The sequence below is a fragment of the Bacillus pumilus genome (assembly GCF_003431975.1).
GTDB lineage: Bacteria > Bacillota > Bacilli > Bacillales > Bacillaceae > Bacillus > Bacillus pumilus_N.
Genome location: NZ_CP027116.1, coordinates 3,014,088 through 3,033,317 on the forward strand (window position 1 = coordinate 3,014,088; position 19,230 = coordinate 3,033,317).

The window sequence follows — 19,230 nt, forward strand, 5'->3', positions numbered from 1 at the left end:
CTGAACATTATAGCACGTTTTTCTCATTATGCTAAGCAGGGAAAAGATGCTAACCATAGCTTAAAATCCACTTTTTAGGGTACAATACAGTCACCTAACAGAGAGAGTATCAAGTATCGGAGTGATGAGTGTGGACATTGTTCAGCCAGCTTATATGAAAAGTAAATTCGGTTTAGACATCTATTACGAGCACTATCCAAATAAGGGGAAGAAAACATTGATCTTAATTCACGGTCTCTTCTCTTCTACTTTCAGCTATCGAAAGCTCATCCCGCTTCTGAAACAAGACTTCAATTTAATTGCAATCGATTTGCCGCCATTTGGACAGTCCGAAAAGTCGAATACGTTTATTTACAGCTATCGTAACATGGGAAAGATCATTATTGAGCTAGCTGGTTACTTACAAATTCAGCACGCAATACTAGTCGGTCATTCGATGGGCGGACAAATAGCTTTATACGCTGCTTCTGAACGGCCAGACCTATTCGAAAAGGCGGTACTTTTGTGCAGCTCAGGTTATTTAAATAAGTCGAAGAGATCGCTTGTGTATAGCACGTATATTCCTTATTTTTATTTATATCTCAAAAGAAAGCTTTTAAAACAAGGCATTATGAAAAATTTAACAGCCGTTGTACATGATCATTCCATCATTGATCAAGAGATGGTAGACGGCTATTTAAAGCCTTTTTCTAATGATCAAATTTTCCGAGGGATCTTTCGCTTAATTCGGCACCGGGAAGGGGATTTGACCTCAGATATTCTAAAGAAAATGGAGACACCTGTACTGCTCATTTGGGGTGAGGAAGATCGGATTGTTCCGATTCACATAGGAGAAAGACTGCACAAAGATCTGCCGAATTCGACCTTGCATGCATTAAAAAAAACCGGGCACCTCATTCCTGAGGAAAATCCGGTCTTTGTGTCTGATCAAATTGGACATTTCAGCTTGTCTTAGCGTGTGCAGGAGCTACTGTCTCGTATGACAAAAAGCTGATTCGCCACCTGCTGACAGTTCTCTATTGGCAGGAGCTGCTCAAAAGAGTGATGATAAATGGCTTGTATGTCTTTTGCTAAAGATAACGGGTCTTCTGCGTCGTATAATGCACTAATGACGTCAGCAGGCTCCGTTTCATAAAAGTCCTCTCCATATTGAAAAGGGTCCCATGCCTTAATGACATGAATCATCTCTTCTACAGCTTGACTATCTTTCATCGGTATCACCGCTTATAATAAATTTTGTGATGTTTATTTTAGCACAACCAACAATGGTTGAAAAACGGCTAGAGGTGGTTTCATGAATTTCGACGAACAGATCATACGTAAAGGTTCAAAATCAGTGAAATGGGATCAAGCAGAGTCTTTGTTCCTGACAACAGATGCGCTGCCAATGTGGGTAGCAGATATGGATTTTAAAGCGCCGCAGGTCGTCCTTGATGCATTAAAAGAACGATTGGATCATGGCGTATTTGGCTATGCCTTTCAAGATCAGGATACGCAGCAGGCAGTGGCTGACTGGCTTAAAAGAAGACATGGATGGACCATTAGAGCAGATGATGTCACCTTCACACCTGGGATCGTCACAGCACTTAGTTTTGCAGTCCAAGCCTATACAGCGCCAAATGACGAAGTCGTCATACAGTCACCAGTATATACGCCTTTTTATCAAATGATTGAGCGAAATGGACGAATAGTCTCAACTAACCCTTTAAAAATAGAAAACAACCGCTATCTCATGGATTTTGATGATTTAGAGAAAAAACTAAGCAGACCAGAGGCAAAGCTCATGTTTCTATGTCATCCGCATAATCCATCCGGAAGAGCATGGTCAAAAGAGGAATTACAGCGTGTAGGAGAACTATGTGTGAAGCATGGTGTCATAGTCGTTTCAGATGAGATTCATTCTGATTTAATGCTATACGGAAAACCACATGTGCCATTTGCAAGCCTTTCTGACGACATTGCCCATATGACAGTGACGTGTATTGCGCCAAGTAAAACATTTAATTTAGCTGGGCTCCAAGCATCTGCCATTATCATTTCCGATGAAGAAAAAAGAACTCTTTTCACCAATGAATTGCAACGAAACGGACTGGCCAAACTGAACGCATTTGCCATTCCTGCGATGGAAGCAGCATACCGCCACGGAGATGAGTGGCTCGATGCACTTGTTCTTTATCTCGAAAACAATATGAAGATCGCAATGGACTATATTGACGAACATCTTCCAAACATTCGTTATATGAAACCAGATGCTTCTTATTTATTGTGGCTGGACGTTCGGGATTATCAATTCAGTCAAGCGGACTTGAAACGGAATTTGTTGAAAAAAGGTAAAGTCATTTTAGAGCTTGGTCACGTTTACGGACACGAAGGAGACGGCTTTATTCGGATGAATCTTGGCTGTCCTGCTTCCACAGTCAAAGAAGGGTTGAAACGCCTTCGTCAAGCGTTCACGCAATCAGCCACATAAGATCTATACGAACGAAAGAACATCCTCACGGGTGTTCTTTTTAAAGAAAAAAACCCTCCTTTTATCATATCTACTTTCTAGATGAGATGATATAATGAGAGGAATTACAATTATTTGCGAGGAGAGCATTTAAATGGAAATGTTCAAGGATTTTCTGCTCCATGTATCTTTTATTCTATTTCCAATCTTTTTATATCATGCGCTATGGCTAAGCCGGACCCCTGCTCATTTCCCAAAAACGAATAAGCTGCTCATCACAGCATTCGCATCCATCTCTTCAGCACTATGTATCATGTATCCAGTTGGTTCGATTTTAGACTTGCAGACTGGGCTTCAATCTATTCCTCTTGTACTTGCGATTTTATACGGAGGATATACTGCAGGGATCGCCACCATCTTGATAAGTTCCCTGGTCAAATTCGTGATGTATGGCTCTTTCTTATGGATTGGACTCATTGTTGTACCGATTTACTTTTTCATCCCCTTTCTGTTCTACCGGAAATGGCGTCAATACCCGAAGCTGAAAAAGCTGATGTATGGAGTGCTTATCGGTTTATCAAAAGGATTCTTTATTTACATTGGACTGTTTGCAGTCAGCTTAATGGAATACAGCCCAGCCTTTATTATGCAGCAAAAGTTCCTTGAGTTATTTTTCTCAACCCTTTACTACATATTCTTCCTTGTGCTAAGTATCTATTCCATTGAATTCATCAAAGAAAATGCACAAATGAGAACACAGCTTGTCCAATCTGAAAAGCTAACCATTGTAAGTGAGCTCGCTGCAAGCGTCGCCCATGAGGTGCGCAATCCGCTGACAGTCGTGAGAGGCTTTATCCAATTGCTCTTTTCTAGTGACAATGCAAAAGAGCCGTCAACCAATAAAGATTATAAAAATCTCGTTCTGTCTGAGTTAGACCGGGCGCAGGATATTATCACGAGTTATCTTGACATTGCAAAACAAAACTATTATCAAATTGAATCTCTGAATCTATCTCAATTACTCGAGGAATGTGCATCCCTGATGACATCCTATGCGAATTTCAAATCGGTCACGATTCATCAATCCATTGAACCAGACTTATACATTCAAGGTGATGAAACGAAGATCAAGCAAGTCCTGATTAATTTAATCAAAAATGCGATTGAAGCAGCCCCAGAACACGAAGGGAAAATTGAACTTTTTGCTTCAAAAGACAATCATAAAATATGCCTTTATTTCGTGGATAACGGTGTCGGTATGACAGAAAGTCAAATGAAAAAGCTTGGCGAACCATATTACACCTTGAAAAATAAAGGGACTGGACTAGGGCTGACAGTGACATTTTCTATCATTGAAAATCATCATGGAACTATTCGTTTCAAAAGCTCGTTGCAATCTGGGACAACCGTCACTGTGAAGTTTCCTGAAGATACAAGAAGAAAATGATCAATCCATTTTTTTTGACCTTTTTTCATCTATCCGCTCCTGCTTCTTAGACGCACGAACGATGAGACGAAAGCAAATAAATGCAGCAATAAAGAAAACCACCGTGGTGATTGCCGCTGGGATGTACTCCCTTTTATCTTCAGGAAAATACAGTAGAAAGAGTGCGATGAACGACAGCATTCGCCATTCCCCCCTTTGCTCGTTTACTTCACTATATTGGCTAAAAGAAATGAAATACCTTCCTGCGAGAAGGAAATGGAGGAATTTCACATGACAAACATTCAAATTGGACAAGTTGTGAAAGGATTTTATAAAACAGGTGTTTACGTTGGGGAAGTGACAGCAGTGAAACCATCGGCCTATCTCGTTCAAGTAAAAGCCGTTCTGACACATCCCACTCAAGGCGACTTGCATCATCCAAAAGAAGCAGACGTGCCTTTTTTCCAAGAAAGACGGGCTTTGGCCTATCGTGAACAGACGAATATCCCTCATCATATGGTAAAGCCTTATGATGGCGGCATACCAGATTATCAAGTATCACTAAAAGAAGCCGTAGAAAAATTAAAACAAACACTCCGTGTGGATGATTCCAAATGGGCTGAAAAATCAAGAGCATGCCTATCTTCTCTCGAAAAAGATTATTTTCCAGAAGACGCCCGCTAATCAGCCGAATCAAAAAAGTGTGAGAAATCGATCAGCTCACCAATTTTAGTTGTTTGCGGATTTTCCACATAGGCTCTGTCTTTTTCAAAAAGGGTTAACAGCTGATAAGTCGTCATGGCATCATCAAGTGCTTTATGATGCTTACCAGCTCCTTCGCTTCCGTATTCCTTTGCCGCTTTGCGAAGCCCTGTCAGTGTGCGATCACCAAAAAAGGTTTTATATTCAAAGGCAAGATCCCTCAGCTTCCCCTTAAAAGGAAAGGTAATGTGATTGAGCATACAGTTTTGCTTCAGCACCTTCATGTCCATATTGCCCCACGTAATAATCTCACAATCCTCTCCCTCATCAAGTAACACGAGCTTCTCGATAAAAGCCTCAAAGGAAATTCCGCTCTCTACATCCTGCTGCGTAATACCGAGGAAAGATTTACAGCGCTTTGTCAGCTTGGGGAACTTTTTCGGTTTGACGTAGCTAGAGAACGTGTCTATGATCGTTTCATCCGCCGCTTTCACTACCCCAGCTTCAATGATTTCAGGGAAAAAATTTTGCGGATGATACTTTCCATCAGGCATCGTAAATTCAAAATCGACCACAAGCACCGTCTTCTGTTCCACCGGTTTCACCTCACTCTCTCGTCAGTTTTTCATTCTGATATCATTATATTAAGACGGACCTTGAAATCACTTCATTTTCTTGAAAATAATGCAGATTCACTATGCCCAACCTATTCATCGGATGAAAGATCGTTTATTTTCCTTTATAATTATTAAGGAACACGAAATAAATAAAGAAGGTGGTCTCTATCACAAACAGGAAGAAAAACTTGTACATCATGTGGTTTGTGAACTTTTTTGTATCGGCTAGTATTACAATGATCGTCCCTTTTTTATCACTTTACATAGAATCTCTTGATAGCAGCTATTCAAATGAATTTGTTCAAAGGTGGAGCGGCTATGTCTTTGGGGTCACGTTTTTAACAGCCTTTCTGATTTCTCCGATTTGGGGACGGATTGGTGACCGTCATGGCTATAAAAAGATTTTGCTCATTAACGGGATTGGAATTGCAACAAGCATTCTATTAATGGGGCTTGTGCAAACCGTTTATCAACTATTTGCACTGCGGCTTTTCATGGGGCTTGTCACAGGTTTTATCTCGACTTCAATGGCACTGATTTCTGCACAGACGGAAAAGGCAACTGCAGGTAAAACCCTTGGAACGATGCAGATGAGTAATGTCGCCGGAGGATTGTTTGGTCCATTGATGGGCGGATTCATGGCAGACAGCGTCGGATTTATTTATACCTTTTTCCTCACAGCAGCTGTCATTTATGTATCAGCGATTGTGATTATTTTCGGAGTGAAAGAACAGCCCATCCGTTCAAAAGAAGCAAAGCGCGTGTCTTACTCACGGAAGGATGTGCTCGTTCATATTTTCAAACAGCCTTTGCTTGTGGTCACAATGCTTTTAACGTTTATTACACAAGTAGGGAACTTTAGCATTCAGCCACTTTTGGCTTTATACATTCATGATTTACACGGTCCGGTGAATCTCGCTTTTTATGCAGGGCTTGCGTTCTCTGCAACTGGACTTGGCAATTTGCTCTTTACGCGTAAATGGGGAGATCTCGGAGATCGAATTGGTCACGACAAGGTGCTGCTTGCCCTTCTCATCCTCTCCTCTATTTTATTTATCCCGCAAGCGATGGCGGATTCCTACGTGATGTTAGTCATTTACCGTTTTCTATACGGGATGGCACTTGGCGGGATTATTCCTTGTACGACGGCGTATATTCGGATTAAAGCACCTGCCTCTATGCAAGGGGAAGTACTCGGATACAATGTCAGCTTCCGCTTTCTTGGGAATGTCGTCGGCCCGGTGATTGGCGGCATTGTAGCGAGTCATTACGGGATTCCAGCTGTCTTTTATGTCACTGCCGGCATTTTTCTGTTTGGCGCGTTATTTTTATGGGCGGTACGCTCGCATGCGAAGGCAAAAGAAAGGGGTGTCTGATCCAGCATCAGATACTCCTTTTTCTTGCGTAGAAGCCATCTTCAATAGGCTTCACACCTATTCTTTTCTAAAAATAACCTTCTCGTATTCGCAAAAGAATGGTACGATATGGCTAGAAAATTGAAGAAAGTGAGTGACCTCATGTTTCGTGCAATAATTGGTTGGTTATTACTTGCTGCCCTCATCCCATTGTTTGTTCTGACTTTTTATCTATCAAAGGAAGAAGCTGCAAGTGTAAAGCCTGTTAACGAAGTGCTTGATCAAAAAATCAAGCTGGAAAAGATAGATTTTTCCCAAAACAGTTATATGTATGACCGAGATGGTTCTCTCATCTCCGAGATCGTCTCAAACGATGAGAACCGAGTGTTCGTAAAGTACGATAAAATTCCTGATCATGTGAAGGAGCTGTTCCTCCGCTCAGAGGACCGAAACTTTTATGACCATAAAGGCATTGACTTTATGGGAGTTGTGCGTGCGCTTGCCTCAAACGTTAAAAGCCATGGCATTAGCCAAGGCGCAAGTACGATCACACAGCAGTTATCCCGTAACTTATATTTAAGCCATGAACGATCGTTCACCCGAAAGTTTACAGAGCTGCTCTATTCCTATGAATTAGAGCGAAAATTCTCGAAAGATGAAATTCTCGAAAGCTATTTAAATACGATTTATTTCAGCAATGGCGTTTACGGTGTCGGTTCTGCAGCTCATTACTATTTTGATAAGCCGCTTAGTTCTTTAACGCTTGCACAGATGGCATTTATCTCTGCCATCCCAAACAACCCAACACTTTATGACCCATTAAAGCAATTCAAGCACACGAAGAAACGCCAAGAACGACTTCTTGGTATTTTGAAAAAAGATGGCGTCATCACCAAAAAGCAATACAAAAAAGCCGTTAAAGAAAAAATCAGCCTCTCATTAAGTGAGAAGAAAAACCTTTACCCTGATTATGTGACATATGCCAATGAGGAATTTACCGATCTTGTGGCGGATCAGGAAGGCTTTACAAAACGCTTGAAGAAGGCCAAAACAGATGGAGCGAAAAAGGCCATACAAAAAGAATTATCTGAAAAGGTGAGTGCCCTCCTTCAGGATGGCGTAAAGATTTATACGGCACTTGATCCTTCCTTACAGCAACGAGCCGTTTATCAGCTCAATGCACAATTGCCTTACCAAGGCGTAGAAGGCGGATCTGCGGTCATTAATCATCAAACGCATCAAATTGTCGCACTTGCTGGTGGAAAGAACTATAAGAAGTTTGATTTCAACTACGCCTATCAAGCGCAAAGACAGCCTGGTTCTGCGATTAAGCCGCTCTTAGACTATGGTCCTTACATTGACCAAACCGGTGCAACGGCTTCAAGCAAAATCAGTGCTGGCAAGTTTTGCAGCAGCGGATATTGTCCGCAGAACTATAGCCATAAAACATATGGAACCGTCACACTTGAAACAGCCTTTAAAAATTCTTACAATACCCCTGCGATCCGAATGCTGGATACAGTCGGTGTCAAAAAAGGCTTCAGCTATTTAGAAAAGTTCTCATTCGAACATATCGTAGCAGATGATTATCGCCTTCCTTCTGCACTTGGCGGATTTACGAAGGGCTTCTCACCGCTAGAAATAACAGATGCGTATACCGTCTTTGGCAATCAAGGCACTTACACGCAAAGTCATTCGATTACAAAGGTAACAGACTTAAACGGTAAAACACTTTACAAGTGGAAAGAGTCGCCGAAGCAAGTGTATTCTCAGCGTACGAATGACACAATGCGTAAACTGCTTTCTTCCGTTGTAAAAAGTGGAACAGGGAAAAAAGCGAATTTCAATTCCCCTTACATCGGTGGTAAAACAGGAACATCCAATGACTACAAAGACATTTGGTTTGTTGGACTGACAGATCAATATACGATGGGGGTATGGGTTGGTAGAGACCGAGGAACGGTTGAATCAATTTATCGCTCAAGCCCGCACTTACGTATATGGAAAAATACGATGCAATACGCCAGATAAACAGGAGGTTTGATTGCGATGCATTCAACACATCCACCCCATTTAATTTTATTTGACGGTGTCTGCAACGTGTGCAGCGGCGCTGTTCAATTTGTCATTAAGCGTGATCCGAATGAGCGAATGATGTTCGCTTCATTACAATCAGATGCAGGGCAACGGATTTTAAAGGAAAATGGTTTGCCTTTAGATGAATTTAATTCATTCATTTATATTGAAGAAGGCACCCTTTATACAAAATCAACAGGTATCTTAAAAGCTGCGCGTCATTTAAAAGGGATCTACAGATGGAGCTATTTACTCCTTGCCATTCCGCGACCTATCCGCGATTGGCTTTATGAGCGGATGGCGAAAAATCGCTACAAATGGTTCGGCCAAAAAACATCTTGTATGATGCCTACACCTGATATTCAAAAACGGTTTCTTTCATAAAAAAAGCATCCTCCAATAATGGAGGATGCTTTCTTTGTCTGTTTAAGCAGGCAGACTCGCCATAACACTGTTATAAAGCTTAATAAATAAGTACAAAATGCCGATTAAAAACGTAGCCCAAAACAGCAAAATAAACATCATAAATCCAATTAAATTCAGCATGGAAAGCGATTGATAAATGCGAACCACAACCCAGATGAAATAAACAAGACTTGCTAACGCAAATAGTCCGACAAGCAGAATCAGCTGCTGCGTCAATAGAAATGCCAGCAAGCTGGCAAATAAATAAACAACGGATGCAATCCGAATTTTCTTTAAGTTCTCCCCTTCAGGATCTTTCGCAAAAAAGAGCAGTGCTAGCTCTAACACCGTATCTGCAATCAGTTTTAAGGCAGATAAAATCATAAAATAAACAAGTGCAAAAGCGGCAAAGAGAGCAAGACGAATGCCCTGTTCTGAGAAAAATTCCAGCATCCCTTTTAAAATACCTGCTTGAGTCAAGAAATCAGTCGTGATTCCTACTGTAAAAATCGAAAAAGCAGAGCTGAATAGTAAAATTGAAATCAGTGGAAAATATCCAGTCAAATATGTATTTTTCATAAATAGATCCTTTCTCATAAGCTCACATTTATTATGGCTCACTTAAAACGGATTGACAAGATGATTTGAAAGTAAACTAGCAGTAAAATCAAATTTATGATTTTGCACGTACATTCCTTCACAAACTTACATTTTCCCGTTAAAGTATTACTATTACGAAAAAATTGTGCGTTAGGGGTATACTCGTGAAAAAAACATTAAGATTGCAAACACGGCTGACGATTTTTGTTTGTATCGTTGTCCTGATCTCCCTTTGTATTACATTTTTTACGATCTGGTCGGAAACAGCTAAGAACATTCATCAGCAAGAGCGTGATATCGCCCTCTCCACTGCCAAAATGGTCGCAGAGGCTCCGATTACAGCGAAATCATTAGAAGAAAATCAATCCTATTCAGCACTGCGTCAATACACAACAAAAGTTCAGCGAATCACGAAAACCGAATTCGTTGTTGTGATGGATATGAATGGCATCCGTAAAACTCATCCAAACCCGCAGAAGATCGGGAAGCCGTTTGCTGGCGGTGATGAAAAACCAGCATTACAGGGTAAAGAACATATTAGTACGGCTTCTGGAACACTTGGCAGATCCATGCGTGCGTTTGTTCCTGTGTATGATCAAGATGGAAAACAACTCGGCGCTGTCGCAGTAGGGATTACGTTAAAGGAAATTGACTTGATTATTCATCAAAGCCTACTTCCTCTCTACTTCGTCACATCGCTTAGTCTTCTTTCTGGAATCATCGGCGCACTCATTGTGGCACGAAAAGTGAAGAAGATTATGTTTGGACTAGAGCCAGATGAGATTGCCACATTATTAAAAGAACGAAGCGCCATGCTAGAATCAACAAAAGAAGGGATTCTTGCGGTCGATCAGCACGGTAAAATTAAGCTGGCCAATGCTGAAGCCAAACGGCTCTTTCATAATATGGGCATTAAGGTTGACCCTAGAGAACAAGATGTTCAGACCCTCCTCCCTTCAAGCGGTTTAAAGCAAGTCATTGACACACGCAAGCCGCTGCTTGACCGTGATGTGAGAATGAACGGACTGGAGCTCGTCTTTAACGAGGTGCCGATCACGGTAAAGGGTGAGATTGTCGGAGCGATTGCCACCTTCCGTGACAAAACAGAAGTCAAACACTTGGCTGAGCAACTAAGCGGGGTCAAAATGTATGCAAATGCCCTCCGTGCTCAGTCACATGAATTTATGAACAAACTGCATGTCATTTTAGGATTGGTTCAGCTCAAAAATTACGATGACCTTGGCACCTATATCAAAGATATTGCGATCTATCAGCAAACAGAAACAAATGAAATCATCAACCATGTGAAAAACTCTGTTTTAGCAGGATTTTTATTAGGAAAACAAAGCTACATTAGGGAACAAGGTGCGACCTTAGAAGTAATATGCAGCACACAAGTCCCAAATTCAGAGGACCCGGCCGTGACGCATGATCTCATTACCGTCATTGGCAACCTGTTAAATAACGCACTCGATGCGGTTTCTCATACTCAGACAAAAAACATCTCGATCTCATTCCGATACGTCCACGAGCAGCTTCATATTGAGATTACGGACACAGGTGTTGGTCTCACAAAAGAAGAACAAGACATGATGTTTGATCAAGGCTTTTCAACAAAAGGAGAAGACAGAGGATTCGGGCTCTACTTCGTTGACCAAAGCATTAAAAAATTGAACGGGCATTTGATTGTCACGAGTGAAAAAGGAGAAGGAACGACCTTTAGTCTCCGCATTCCGTATAAACAAAAGGAGGATTCACATGATTAATGTGTTAATAGTAGAAGATGATCCAATGGTTGGGGAGCTGAACAAACGCTACCTGACCCAAATAGATGGCTTTGAATTAAAAGGAATCGCCACCTCTTTTGAACAGGCCCTGAATATTTTAAAAAAAGAAGCCATTCACCTTGTGTTGCTCGATATTTATATGCCTGGACAAAATGGACTGGCTCTATTATCAGAAATTCGCAAGCAAAATCATTCTGTTGATGTTATTGTCATATCAGCCGCCAATGAAGTCGACGTAGTCCAGCAAACGATGCGAAACGGAGCCGTTGATTATTTAATCAAGCCCTTTGAGTTCGAACGATTCCAATCAGCACTGGCAGAATATAAACGAAAACATGCCTTGTACCAAACGATGAACAGCATCTCACAAAATGATTTAGATGCGAAGCTCTTTCATAAAAAAGCAGAAGCGGAAAAAGTCCTTCTGCCAAAAGGCCTGACAAAAAGTACACTCAAACTCATCTGGACAAGTATTCAATCATTCGGTCATCAGGCTTTCACGACCGAAGACCTAGCCAACCATACAGAAATCTCTCAAGTCTCCATTAGAAAATACTTGAAATTCCTTGAGGACATCGAAGTAGTTGATGTCGAAATGGCATACGGGACAATTGGACGCCCTGTTTTTCAATACAAACTTAGTACAAGCAATATGAATTTGATTCAGCAATATTTATAATTTGACACATCTGACCTTTCTTAGAGGCCAGATGTTTTTTTATGGCACACGATGTAACAAACCCCTTGATATCAACGGTTTCACTGTAGTAGAGCACATCACAAAAGCGGCATTATATCATATTTCTGCACATAAAAAGACATCGAATTTCGCCTTTTAACATTTTTTTAAAAATAAAACAAATTTCTATTTATTTATTCGATTGGAAATGATAAATTATGATTGATTAGTTCAACGAGATATAAGTCTGATGTCTTACATCTTCTCTCCTTCCCTCCATAAGTTTCAGGAGAAAACAGGATAAAATACCCTGTTCCACAGGGCGAGAAGAGGTAGATCATTCTTTTTTCGCGAGACTTTTCTGAAACTTTTAAATTTTATAGGGGGTTATGTTTTGAAGAAGCGCAAAATTGGACTTGCATTGTCCTTAGTCGTAGCAGCAGGAACCATCCTTGGAGCATGCGGCAACTCTGGCTCAAACAGCGGTGAAAGCAAAAAAGATAAAGATCAATTCACTGTTGCAATGGTAACTGACGTCGGTGGTGTCGATGACAAATCGTTTAACCAATCCGCTTGGGAAGGTTTACAAGCGTTTGGAAAAGACAACAATCTAAAAAAAGGTAAAAACGGCTTTGATTATTTACAATCTAAATCAGATGCTGACTATACAACAAACTTAAACACACTTGCTCGTGAGAAATTCGATCTAATTTACGGAATTGGTTTCTTAATGGAAGATGCTATATCTGAAATTGCAGACCAACGTAAGAAAAACCACTTTGCTATCGTTGATGCAGTCGTGAAAAAAGACAACGTAGCTAGCATTGTGTTCAACGAAAACGAAGGATCATTCCTTGTGGGTGTTGCGGCTGCTCTTTCTACAAAATCAAACAAAATTGGTTTTGTTGGCGGCGTTGATTCTGAATTAGTCAGAAAATTCGAAGTCGGTTTCCGTGCAGGCGTTGAAGCAGCTAACCCGAAAGCAAAAGTAGAAGTGAAATATGCTGGTGCATTCGATAAAGCAGACATCGGTAAAGCAACAGCTGAAAGCATGTACAAATCTGGCGTTGACATCATTTATCATGCAGCTGGCGGCACTGGAACTGGTGTCTTCACAGAAGCGAAAAACCTGAAAAAAGCAGATCCTAACCGTAAAGTTTGGGTCATCGGTGTAGATAAAGACCAGTATGACGAAGGAAAAGTACCTGGAACAAAACAAAGTGTCACCCTTACTTCTATGGTTAAGAAAGTAGACACAGCGGTACAAGACTTAACGACGAAAGCAAAAGAAGATAAGTTCCCTGGCGGCGAAGTGATCACATATGGTCTGAAAGAAGGCGCTCTTGACATTTCTCCATCTCAGGACAACCTTAGTAAAGATGTATTAAAGAAAATTGAAGAATGGAAACAAAAAATCATCAAGGGTGAAATTAAAATCCCTGCAACACGTGATGAACTAAAAGATTTTAAAGCTTAATTTGAGCATCGGGATAAGCGCGTCTTATCCCCTTGTTTCTCCTTTACCTCCTCTTTATTCGTAAAAGGTGGTAAAAGAAAAGCTGCAGCCTCGTTTTGCAGCTTTTCTTTTGCTAGTTTTTATCTTCATCAGCACCCTAAAAAAGGAGCGGTTAAACCTGTGGATTATGTCATTGAAATGTTGAATATACGCAAAGAATTCCCTGGCATTGTAGCAAACGACAACATTACGCTGCAGCTAAAAAAGGGCGAAATTCATGCGCTGCTTGGTGAAAACGGCGCTGGAAAATCAACGCTCATGAACGTGCTTTTCGGTCTTTACCAGCCTGAAAAAGGTGAAATCAAGGTACACGGAAAACCTGTGACCATCTCTAGTCCGAATGATGCGAGTGATTTAGGCATCGGTATGGTGCATCAACACTTTATGCTTGTCGATACCTTCACCGTCGCTGAAAACATTATCTTAGGAAAAGAGCCCAAAAAATTTGGAAAGATCGACAAAGAACAAGCCATACAGCAAGTACAAGAGCTTTCTGACCGCTATGGTTTAAAAATAGACCCTGCCGCAAAAGTATCTGACATCTCTGTCGGCATGCAGCAGCGTGCAGAAATCTTAAAAACTCTTTATCGCGGCGCTGACATTTTGATCTTCGACGAACCAACAGCCGTTTTAACACCTCAAGAAATTAAAGAACTCATACAAATCATGAAAAACTTAATCAATGAAGGCAAATCCATTATCTTAATTACCCATAAGCTGAAAGAGATTATGGATGCCTGTCATCGTGTGACCATTATCCGAAAAGGTCAAGGCATTCGGACGCTTGATGTGGAGAGCACAAATAAAGATGAACTTGCAAGCCTTATGGTCGGCCGTGAAGTTTCATTTAAAACAGACAAAAAAGACGCCTCACCTGCTGAGGAAGTGCTTCAAATTCAAGACCTTACTGTAAAAGATGCGCGAGGAATAGAAGCGGTCAAACATCTCAATCTCTCAGTAAAGGCTGGCGAAATTGTCGGAATTGCCGGGGTAGATGGCAATGGTCAATCTGAATTAATTGAAGCGATTACCGGACTAAAAAAATCAGAGTCTGGCACGATCATGCTTAACGGGAAAGCCATTCAAAATCTCCCGCCTCGTAAGGTGACCGAATCAGGAATTGGACATATTCCACAAGACCGTCATAAACACGGACTTGTGCTTGATTTTTCAATTGGAGAAAATATTTCCTTACAAACGTATTATCAGCGTCCATACTCAAAATTCGGCTTGATGAATATGAAAAATATTTATCAAAAAGCAAAACGAATTATCTCCGAGTATGACGTAAGAACACCAAGTGAATATACAGAGGCGCGCGCCCTGTCAGGCGGGAATCAGCAAAAAGCCATTATTGGCCGTGAAGTTGACCGCAATCCTGATTTATTAATTGCCGCTCAGCCGACACGAGGACTTGATGTTGGTGCAATTGAATTTGTTCATAAGCGTCTCATAGAGCAAAGGGACACAGGCAAAGCCGTCCTGCTCATCTCTTTTGAGCTTGATGAAATTATCAATGTCAGTGATAAAATTGCTGTTATTTTCGAAGGAAGCATTATAGCCATCGTTGATCCAAAAGAAACAACAGAGCAAGAGCTTGGTCTATTAATGGCTGGAAGTACGCAACAGGAAGTGGGGAAAGAAGCAAATGTCTAATCGCTTAACAAATCTGCTCATTCCGCTTATAGCCATTGTACTTGGCCTTTTCGTTGGGGCCATTATTATGCTGGCGAGCGGTTATAGTGTCATCGAAGGCTATGGCGCCCTTTGGAATGGCGTCTTCGGTGAAACCTATTATATGGGAGAAACTATCAGACAAGTCACACCTTATATTTTATCAGGACTTGCTGTTGCTTTTGCCTTTCGGACTGGCCTCTTTAATATCGGTGTAGAAGGTCAAATGCTGATTGGCTGGGTAGCTGCTGTCTGGATCGGCACAACTGTCCATGCACCTATGTATATTCATCTGCCGCTTGCACTCATTACCGCAGCAGCTGCTGGTGCATTATGGGGCTTTATTCCTGGGTTTTTAAAAGCTCGTTTTTATGTTCATGAAGTCATTGTCACGATCATGATGAACTACATTGCCCTTCATGTCACAAACTATTTGATCTCGAATGTCTTAACAAATAATAAAGATAAAACAGAGAAAATTGATGCCACTGCCTCTCTTCGCTCTGGATTTTTTGAACAAATCACCGATTTCTCCCGGATGCATAATGGTATTTTTGTTGCCATTATCGCTGCGGTTGTGATGTGGGTCATTATTCAAAAAACGTCTAAAGGATTTGAATTGCGGGCTGTTGGAATGAACCAGCAGGCATCCCATTATGCCGGTATGAACGTTCGCCGCAACATTATTTATGCGATGCTCATTTCAGGTGCTTTTGCAGGTCTCGCAGGCGCAATGGAAGGTCTTGGCACCTTTGAATATGCTTCTATTAAAGGCTCGTTTACCGGTGTCGGTTTTGATGGAATCGCTGTTGCTTTATTAGGCGGTAACACAGCCGTTGGTGTCGTATTAGCCGCATTGTTGCTAGGTGGATTGAAGGTCGGTGCTTTAAACATGCCGCTTGAATCTGGCGTACCGACTGAGGTCGTTGATATTGTCATTGCGATCATTATTCTTTTCGTCGCCTCAAGCTATATTATCCGTCTTGTGATGAACCAAATGAAGAAAAAGGGGGGAAAATAAGTGGGATTTCTGCAAATTCTTGAAATCATCGTCCCGGCAACACTTGTCTATGCTGCACCACTTATTTTAACCGCTCTTGGAGGCGTCTTTTCAGAAAGATCAGGTGTTGTGAATATCGGTCTTGAAGGTTTGATGGTCGTCGGAGCATTTTCCAGTATTATCTTTAACTTGTTTTTTGCTGATACGTTTGGCGCCATGACCCCGTGGCTTGGGCTCCTCGTCGGAATGGCGATTGGCGGATTGTTCTCTTTAATCCATGCCGTTGCGACCATTACATTCCGAGCAGATCAAACGGTCAGTGGTGTTGCGATTAACATGCTCGCACTTGGCGCTACGCTGTTTGTCGTGAAACTCATTTACGGAAAAGCACAAACAGATAAAATTACAGAGCCTTTCTATAAAGGAGATATCCCCCTTTTAAGTGACATTCCGATTATTGGCGATATTTTCTTTAAAGACGTTTACTATACGTCCATCCTTGCTTTAGCTCTTGCAGTTGTTGCTTGGTTTGTTTTATTTAAAATGCCGTTTGGTCTCCGTCTTCGTGCAGTCGGAGAGCATCCTATGGCTGCTGATACAATGGGTATTAAAGTGTACAAGATGCGCTATATCGGCGTTTTCATTAGCGGTCTGTTTGGCGGTCTTGGCGGAGCAGTTTATGCATCGACCATCGCACTTGATTTCTCACATGCTACCATTACTGGACAAGGCTTCATTGCACTCGCTGCACTTGTCTTCGGTAAATGGCACCCATTCGGCGCAATGGGCGCTGCTTTATTCTTTGGATTTGCTCAAAGTTTAAGCATTATTGGCTCTCTCCTACCACTATTCCAAGATATTCCGAACGTGTATATGCTCATTGCACCATATGTGCTGACCATCCTAGCACTCACTGGCTTCATCGGCAGAGCAGATGCACCGAAAGCACTTGGGACACCTTATTTAAAAGGAAAACGTTAAATACGATGTATGATCAATCCCCTGAAGGATAAACTACCTTCAGGGGATTTTTGTATGATAAAAATAGAAAAACTCCTGTTTATTTTACTTTTATTACACTTAATTTAGTTTAATAAATAGATGAGTGTCACAGAATCTTCTACAATTGAGACAAATAGCATTTGGGGGTGTTTATGTGGCTAATACACAACAATTGAAATCGATTACAGACGATTCTGACAATAATAAAAGCGTTTTCCGTAAGATCATGTCTTGGAAAATTGGTGTTATTGACTTACCTGTGTATTTAGTACTTGCAGCGATTATTTTAACTGCCGCTTATTTTAATAAAATTCCAGCAAATATGCTTGGTGGTTTCGCTGTTATTATGATTTTGGGGATTTTCCTTGGGGATATAGGACAACGTATTCCGATCTTAAAAGATATTGGTGGACCAGCAATTCTTTCTTTATTCGTACCATCATTCCTAGTCTTTTTTCATGTTCTGAATCCGAACTCGTTGGAAGCGGTTACGTCTCTGATGAAAACGTCGAACTTCCTTTACTTCTATATTTCTGCTCTTGTAGTAGGTAGTATTCTTGGAATGCAGAGAACGGTTTTAGTACAAGGCCTTATTCGTATGTTTGTACCTCTTGTTGCAGGTACAATTGCAGCCGTGACTGCTGGAATTCTTGTTGGTCTTTTAGTTGGTTACACACCGCATCATTCGTTCTTCTTTATTATCGTTCCGATTATTGCCGGTGGTGTTGGTGAAGGGATTTTGCCATTATCTATTGCTTATTCACAAATTCTTGGTGTATCAGCAGAGTCATTAATTTCTCAATTAATTCCTGCTGCCGTCATTGGGAACGTCATTGCCATTATCTGTGCTGGCGCAATGAAAAAGCTTGGTGAAAAACGTCCTGAACTAAACGGGAATGGCCGTCTTGTTAAATCAAAAGAAGCAAATGAAATTTTTGAGCAGCCTGATATGGATACAAAAGTAGATTTCGGGTTAATGGGTGCAGGTGTACTCGTTGCTTGTACAACCTTTATCTTTGGTGGTTTGTTAGAAAGCTTTGTTCATATTCCAGGTCCAATCTTAATGATTGTACTTGCCGCTTTAATCAAATACTTAAATGTGATGCCTCAGCATCTGCAAGATGGCTCACAGCAGTTCTACAAGTTTGTATCAAGAAGCTTTACATGGCCACTTATGGTCGGTCTAGGGATTCTATACATTCCACTTGACGATGTAGCAACAGTGATTTCGATTCCATTTGTTTGTGTATGTATTGCTGTCGTTCTTGGAATGGTTGGTTCTGGTTACTTTGTTGGAAAATTGATGAACATGTACCCAGTAGAATCTGCAATTGTGACTGGATGTCACAGTGGGCTTGGCGGTACTGGTGACGTTGCGATTCTTTCCGCTTCAGGAAGAATGGGTCTGATGCCTTTCGCACAAGTATCTACACGTCTTGGCGGAGCAGCAACTGTCATTTGTGCAACGATCTTACTTAGAATGTTTACTTAATCAAACAATAAAAAGCATGAGCTCTATAAAGGGCACATGCTTTTTTTATATTTCTTTTCTCCTATAAGACTTTATTCTTCAGCAGAGACCACTCGTATATATTCTCTTGGCTGGAATGGATATTGCCTTGCCTCTTGATAGGTCATATAGAGAAGATGTTCTGAAAACAACGGCCATTCACTTTCCGCCTGCCATCTTTTTTGATCATTTCGTTCTATGAAGAATGCTCCTCCTAAAATCGTGCAGAATATGCTTAAGCTGATGCCCGCTTTTAATTTCATGTAATCAGCTCCTTTAAGAAAAGCATGTACGAAATACAAAACAATATACAATGAGTTTCATTTTTGATAAAATATTTTTGTGGTCAAAAGAACTCAAAACAAATGCAGTTTGCTGTAAATCAGTTCAAACCAATGCACTATGTCTGTATTTACGCTATAATTTTATTTA

General features: G+C 41.0%; 19 protein-coding genes. 14 read left to right on the forward strand and 5 right to left on the reverse strand.

Features of this window, described 5'->3' with window-relative positions:
- Nucleotides 1–130 precede the first annotated feature (130 nt).
- Nucleotides 131–955 (forward strand): alpha/beta fold hydrolase, encoded by an 825-nt coding sequence (locus C5695_RS15715; protein ID WP_117731504.1) that lies wholly within the window; start codon nt 131–133, stop codon nt 953–955.
- Here C5695_RS15715 and C5695_RS15720 read toward each other — a convergent pair.
- A complete protein-coding gene (locus tag C5695_RS15720) occupies nt 952–1,212 on the reverse strand; it encodes a YugE family protein (RefSeq protein ID WP_117731505.1) in 261 nt (86 codons plus the stop codon). The two genes, C5695_RS15715 and C5695_RS15720, sit on opposite strands and share 4 nt — an antisense overlap.
- A gap of 82 nt (nt 1,213–1,294) precedes the next feature.
- Between C5695_RS15720 and C5695_RS15725 the strand changes: the two genes are divergently transcribed.
- Together C5695_RS15725 and C5695_RS15730 are read left to right on the forward strand one after the other, a co-directional pair.
- Nucleotides 1,295–2,470 carry a MalY/PatB family protein gene (locus C5695_RS15725; RefSeq protein WP_117731506.1) on the forward strand — a complete coding sequence of 392 codons (1,176 nt, stop codon included), beginning with the start codon at nt 1,295–1,297 and terminating at the stop codon, nt 2,468–2,470.
- Nucleotides 2,471–2,603: 133 nt separating this feature from the next.
- Nucleotides 2,604–3,896 carry an ATP-binding protein gene (locus C5695_RS15730; protein WP_117731507.1) on the forward strand — a complete coding sequence of 431 codons (1,293 nt, stop codon included), beginning with the start codon at nt 2,604–2,606 and terminating at the stop codon, nt 3,894–3,896.
- Here the strand turns inward: C5695_RS15730 and C5695_RS15735 are convergent, their stop codons facing one another.
- On the reverse strand, nt 3,897–4,076 hold the full coding sequence (locus C5695_RS15735; protein WP_117731508.1) for a hypothetical protein: 180 nt from the start codon (nt 4,074–4,076) through the stop codon (nt 3,897–3,899).
- A gap of 90 nt (nt 4,077–4,166) precedes the next feature.
- On the opposite strand from C5695_RS15735, the gene C5695_RS15740 reads away from it, so the two are divergent.
- Nucleotides 4,167–4,559: a kinase-associated lipoprotein KapB gene (locus C5695_RS15740; protein WP_117731509.1), complete on the forward strand. Its 393-nt coding sequence runs from the start codon at nt 4,167–4,169 to the stop codon at nt 4,557–4,559.
- Here the strand turns inward: C5695_RS15740 and kapD are convergent.
- Entirely contained in the window at nt 4,556–5,173 is a 618-nt protein-coding gene (gene kapD, locus C5695_RS15745) for a 3'-5' exonuclease KapD (protein ID WP_117731510.1), read from the reverse strand. The two genes, C5695_RS15740 and kapD, sit on opposite strands and share 4 nt — an antisense overlap.
- A 218-nt stretch (nt 5,174–5,391) precedes the next feature.
- Here kapD and C5695_RS15750 point away from each other — a divergent pair, with 218 nt between their 5' ends.
- From C5695_RS15750 to C5695_RS15760, 3 genes are all read left to right on the forward strand, one after another.
- Nucleotides 5,392–6,570, forward strand: a complete 1,179-nt coding sequence (locus C5695_RS15750) for an MFS transporter (RefSeq protein ID WP_272866851.1) — start codon at nt 5,392–5,394, stop codon at nt 6,568–6,570.
- Nucleotides 6,571–6,678: 108 nt separating this feature from the next.
- Complete coding sequence (locus tag C5695_RS15755) at nt 6,679–8,580, forward strand: transglycosylase domain-containing protein (protein WP_117731512.1); 1,902 nt, start codon at nt 6,679–6,681, stop codon at nt 8,578–8,580.
- Nucleotides 8,581–8,598: 18 nt separating this feature from the next.
- Nucleotides 8,599–9,009: a thiol-disulfide oxidoreductase DCC family protein gene (locus C5695_RS15760; RefSeq protein WP_117731513.1), complete on the forward strand. Its 411-nt coding sequence runs from the start codon at nt 8,599–8,601 to the stop codon at nt 9,007–9,009.
- A 42-nt stretch (nt 9,010–9,051) separates the two neighbouring features.
- Here the strand turns inward: C5695_RS15760 and C5695_RS15765 are convergent, their stop codons facing one another.
- Entirely contained in the window at nt 9,052–9,609 is a 558-nt protein-coding gene (locus C5695_RS15765; protein ID WP_117731514.1) for a YufK family protein, read from the reverse strand.
- Between the two features lie 185 nt (nt 9,610–9,794).
- Between C5695_RS15765 and malK the strand changes: the two genes are divergently transcribed.
- The 7 genes from malK to C5695_RS15800 all read left to right on the forward strand — a co-directional run bounded on the left by malK (nt 9,795) and on the right by C5695_RS15800 (nt 18,780).
- Entirely contained in the window at nt 9,795–11,396 is a 1,602-nt protein-coding gene (malK, locus tag C5695_RS15770) for a malate sensor histidine kinase MalK (protein WP_117731515.1), read from the forward strand.
- A complete protein-coding gene (locus C5695_RS15775) occupies nt 11,389–12,096 on the forward strand; it encodes a response regulator (protein WP_117731516.1) in 708 nt (235 codons plus the stop codon). Before malK ends, C5695_RS15775 begins: the two co-directional genes overlap by 8 nt.
- Nucleotides 12,097–12,490: 394 nt before the next feature.
- A complete protein-coding gene (locus C5695_RS15780) occupies nt 12,491–13,573 on the forward strand; it encodes a BMP family lipoprotein (protein WP_117731517.1) in 1,083 nt (360 codons plus the stop codon).
- A gap of 159 nt (nt 13,574–13,732) precedes the next feature.
- On the forward strand, nt 13,733–15,268 hold the full coding sequence (locus tag C5695_RS15785) for an ABC transporter ATP-binding protein (RefSeq protein ID WP_117731518.1): 1,536 nt from the start codon (nt 13,733–13,735) through the stop codon (nt 15,266–15,268).
- The gene (locus C5695_RS15790) at nt 15,261–16,307 is read left to right on the forward strand and encodes an ABC transporter permease (RefSeq protein ID WP_003212654.1); all 1,047 of its coding nucleotides are present in this window, start codon (nt 15,261–15,263) and stop codon (nt 16,305–16,307) included. Before C5695_RS15785 ends, C5695_RS15790 begins: the two co-directional genes overlap by 8 nt.
- Nucleotides 16,308–17,267: an ABC transporter permease gene (locus C5695_RS15795; protein WP_117731519.1), complete on the forward strand. Its 960-nt coding sequence runs from the start codon at nt 16,308–16,310 to the stop codon at nt 17,265–17,267.
- Between the two features lie 175 nt (nt 17,268–17,442).
- On the forward strand, nt 17,443–18,780 hold the full coding sequence (locus tag C5695_RS15800) for a 2-hydroxycarboxylate transporter family protein (RefSeq protein WP_117731520.1): 1,338 nt from the start codon (nt 17,443–17,445) through the stop codon (nt 18,778–18,780).
- 71 nt (nt 18,781–18,851) lie between these two features.
- Here the strand turns inward: C5695_RS15800 and C5695_RS15805 are convergent, their stop codons facing one another.
- Nucleotides 18,852–19,061 (reverse strand): hypothetical protein, encoded by a 210-nt coding sequence (locus C5695_RS15805; RefSeq protein ID WP_012011099.1) that lies wholly within the window; start codon nt 19,059–19,061, stop codon nt 18,852–18,854.
- Nucleotides 19,062–19,230 lie beyond the last annotated feature (169 nt).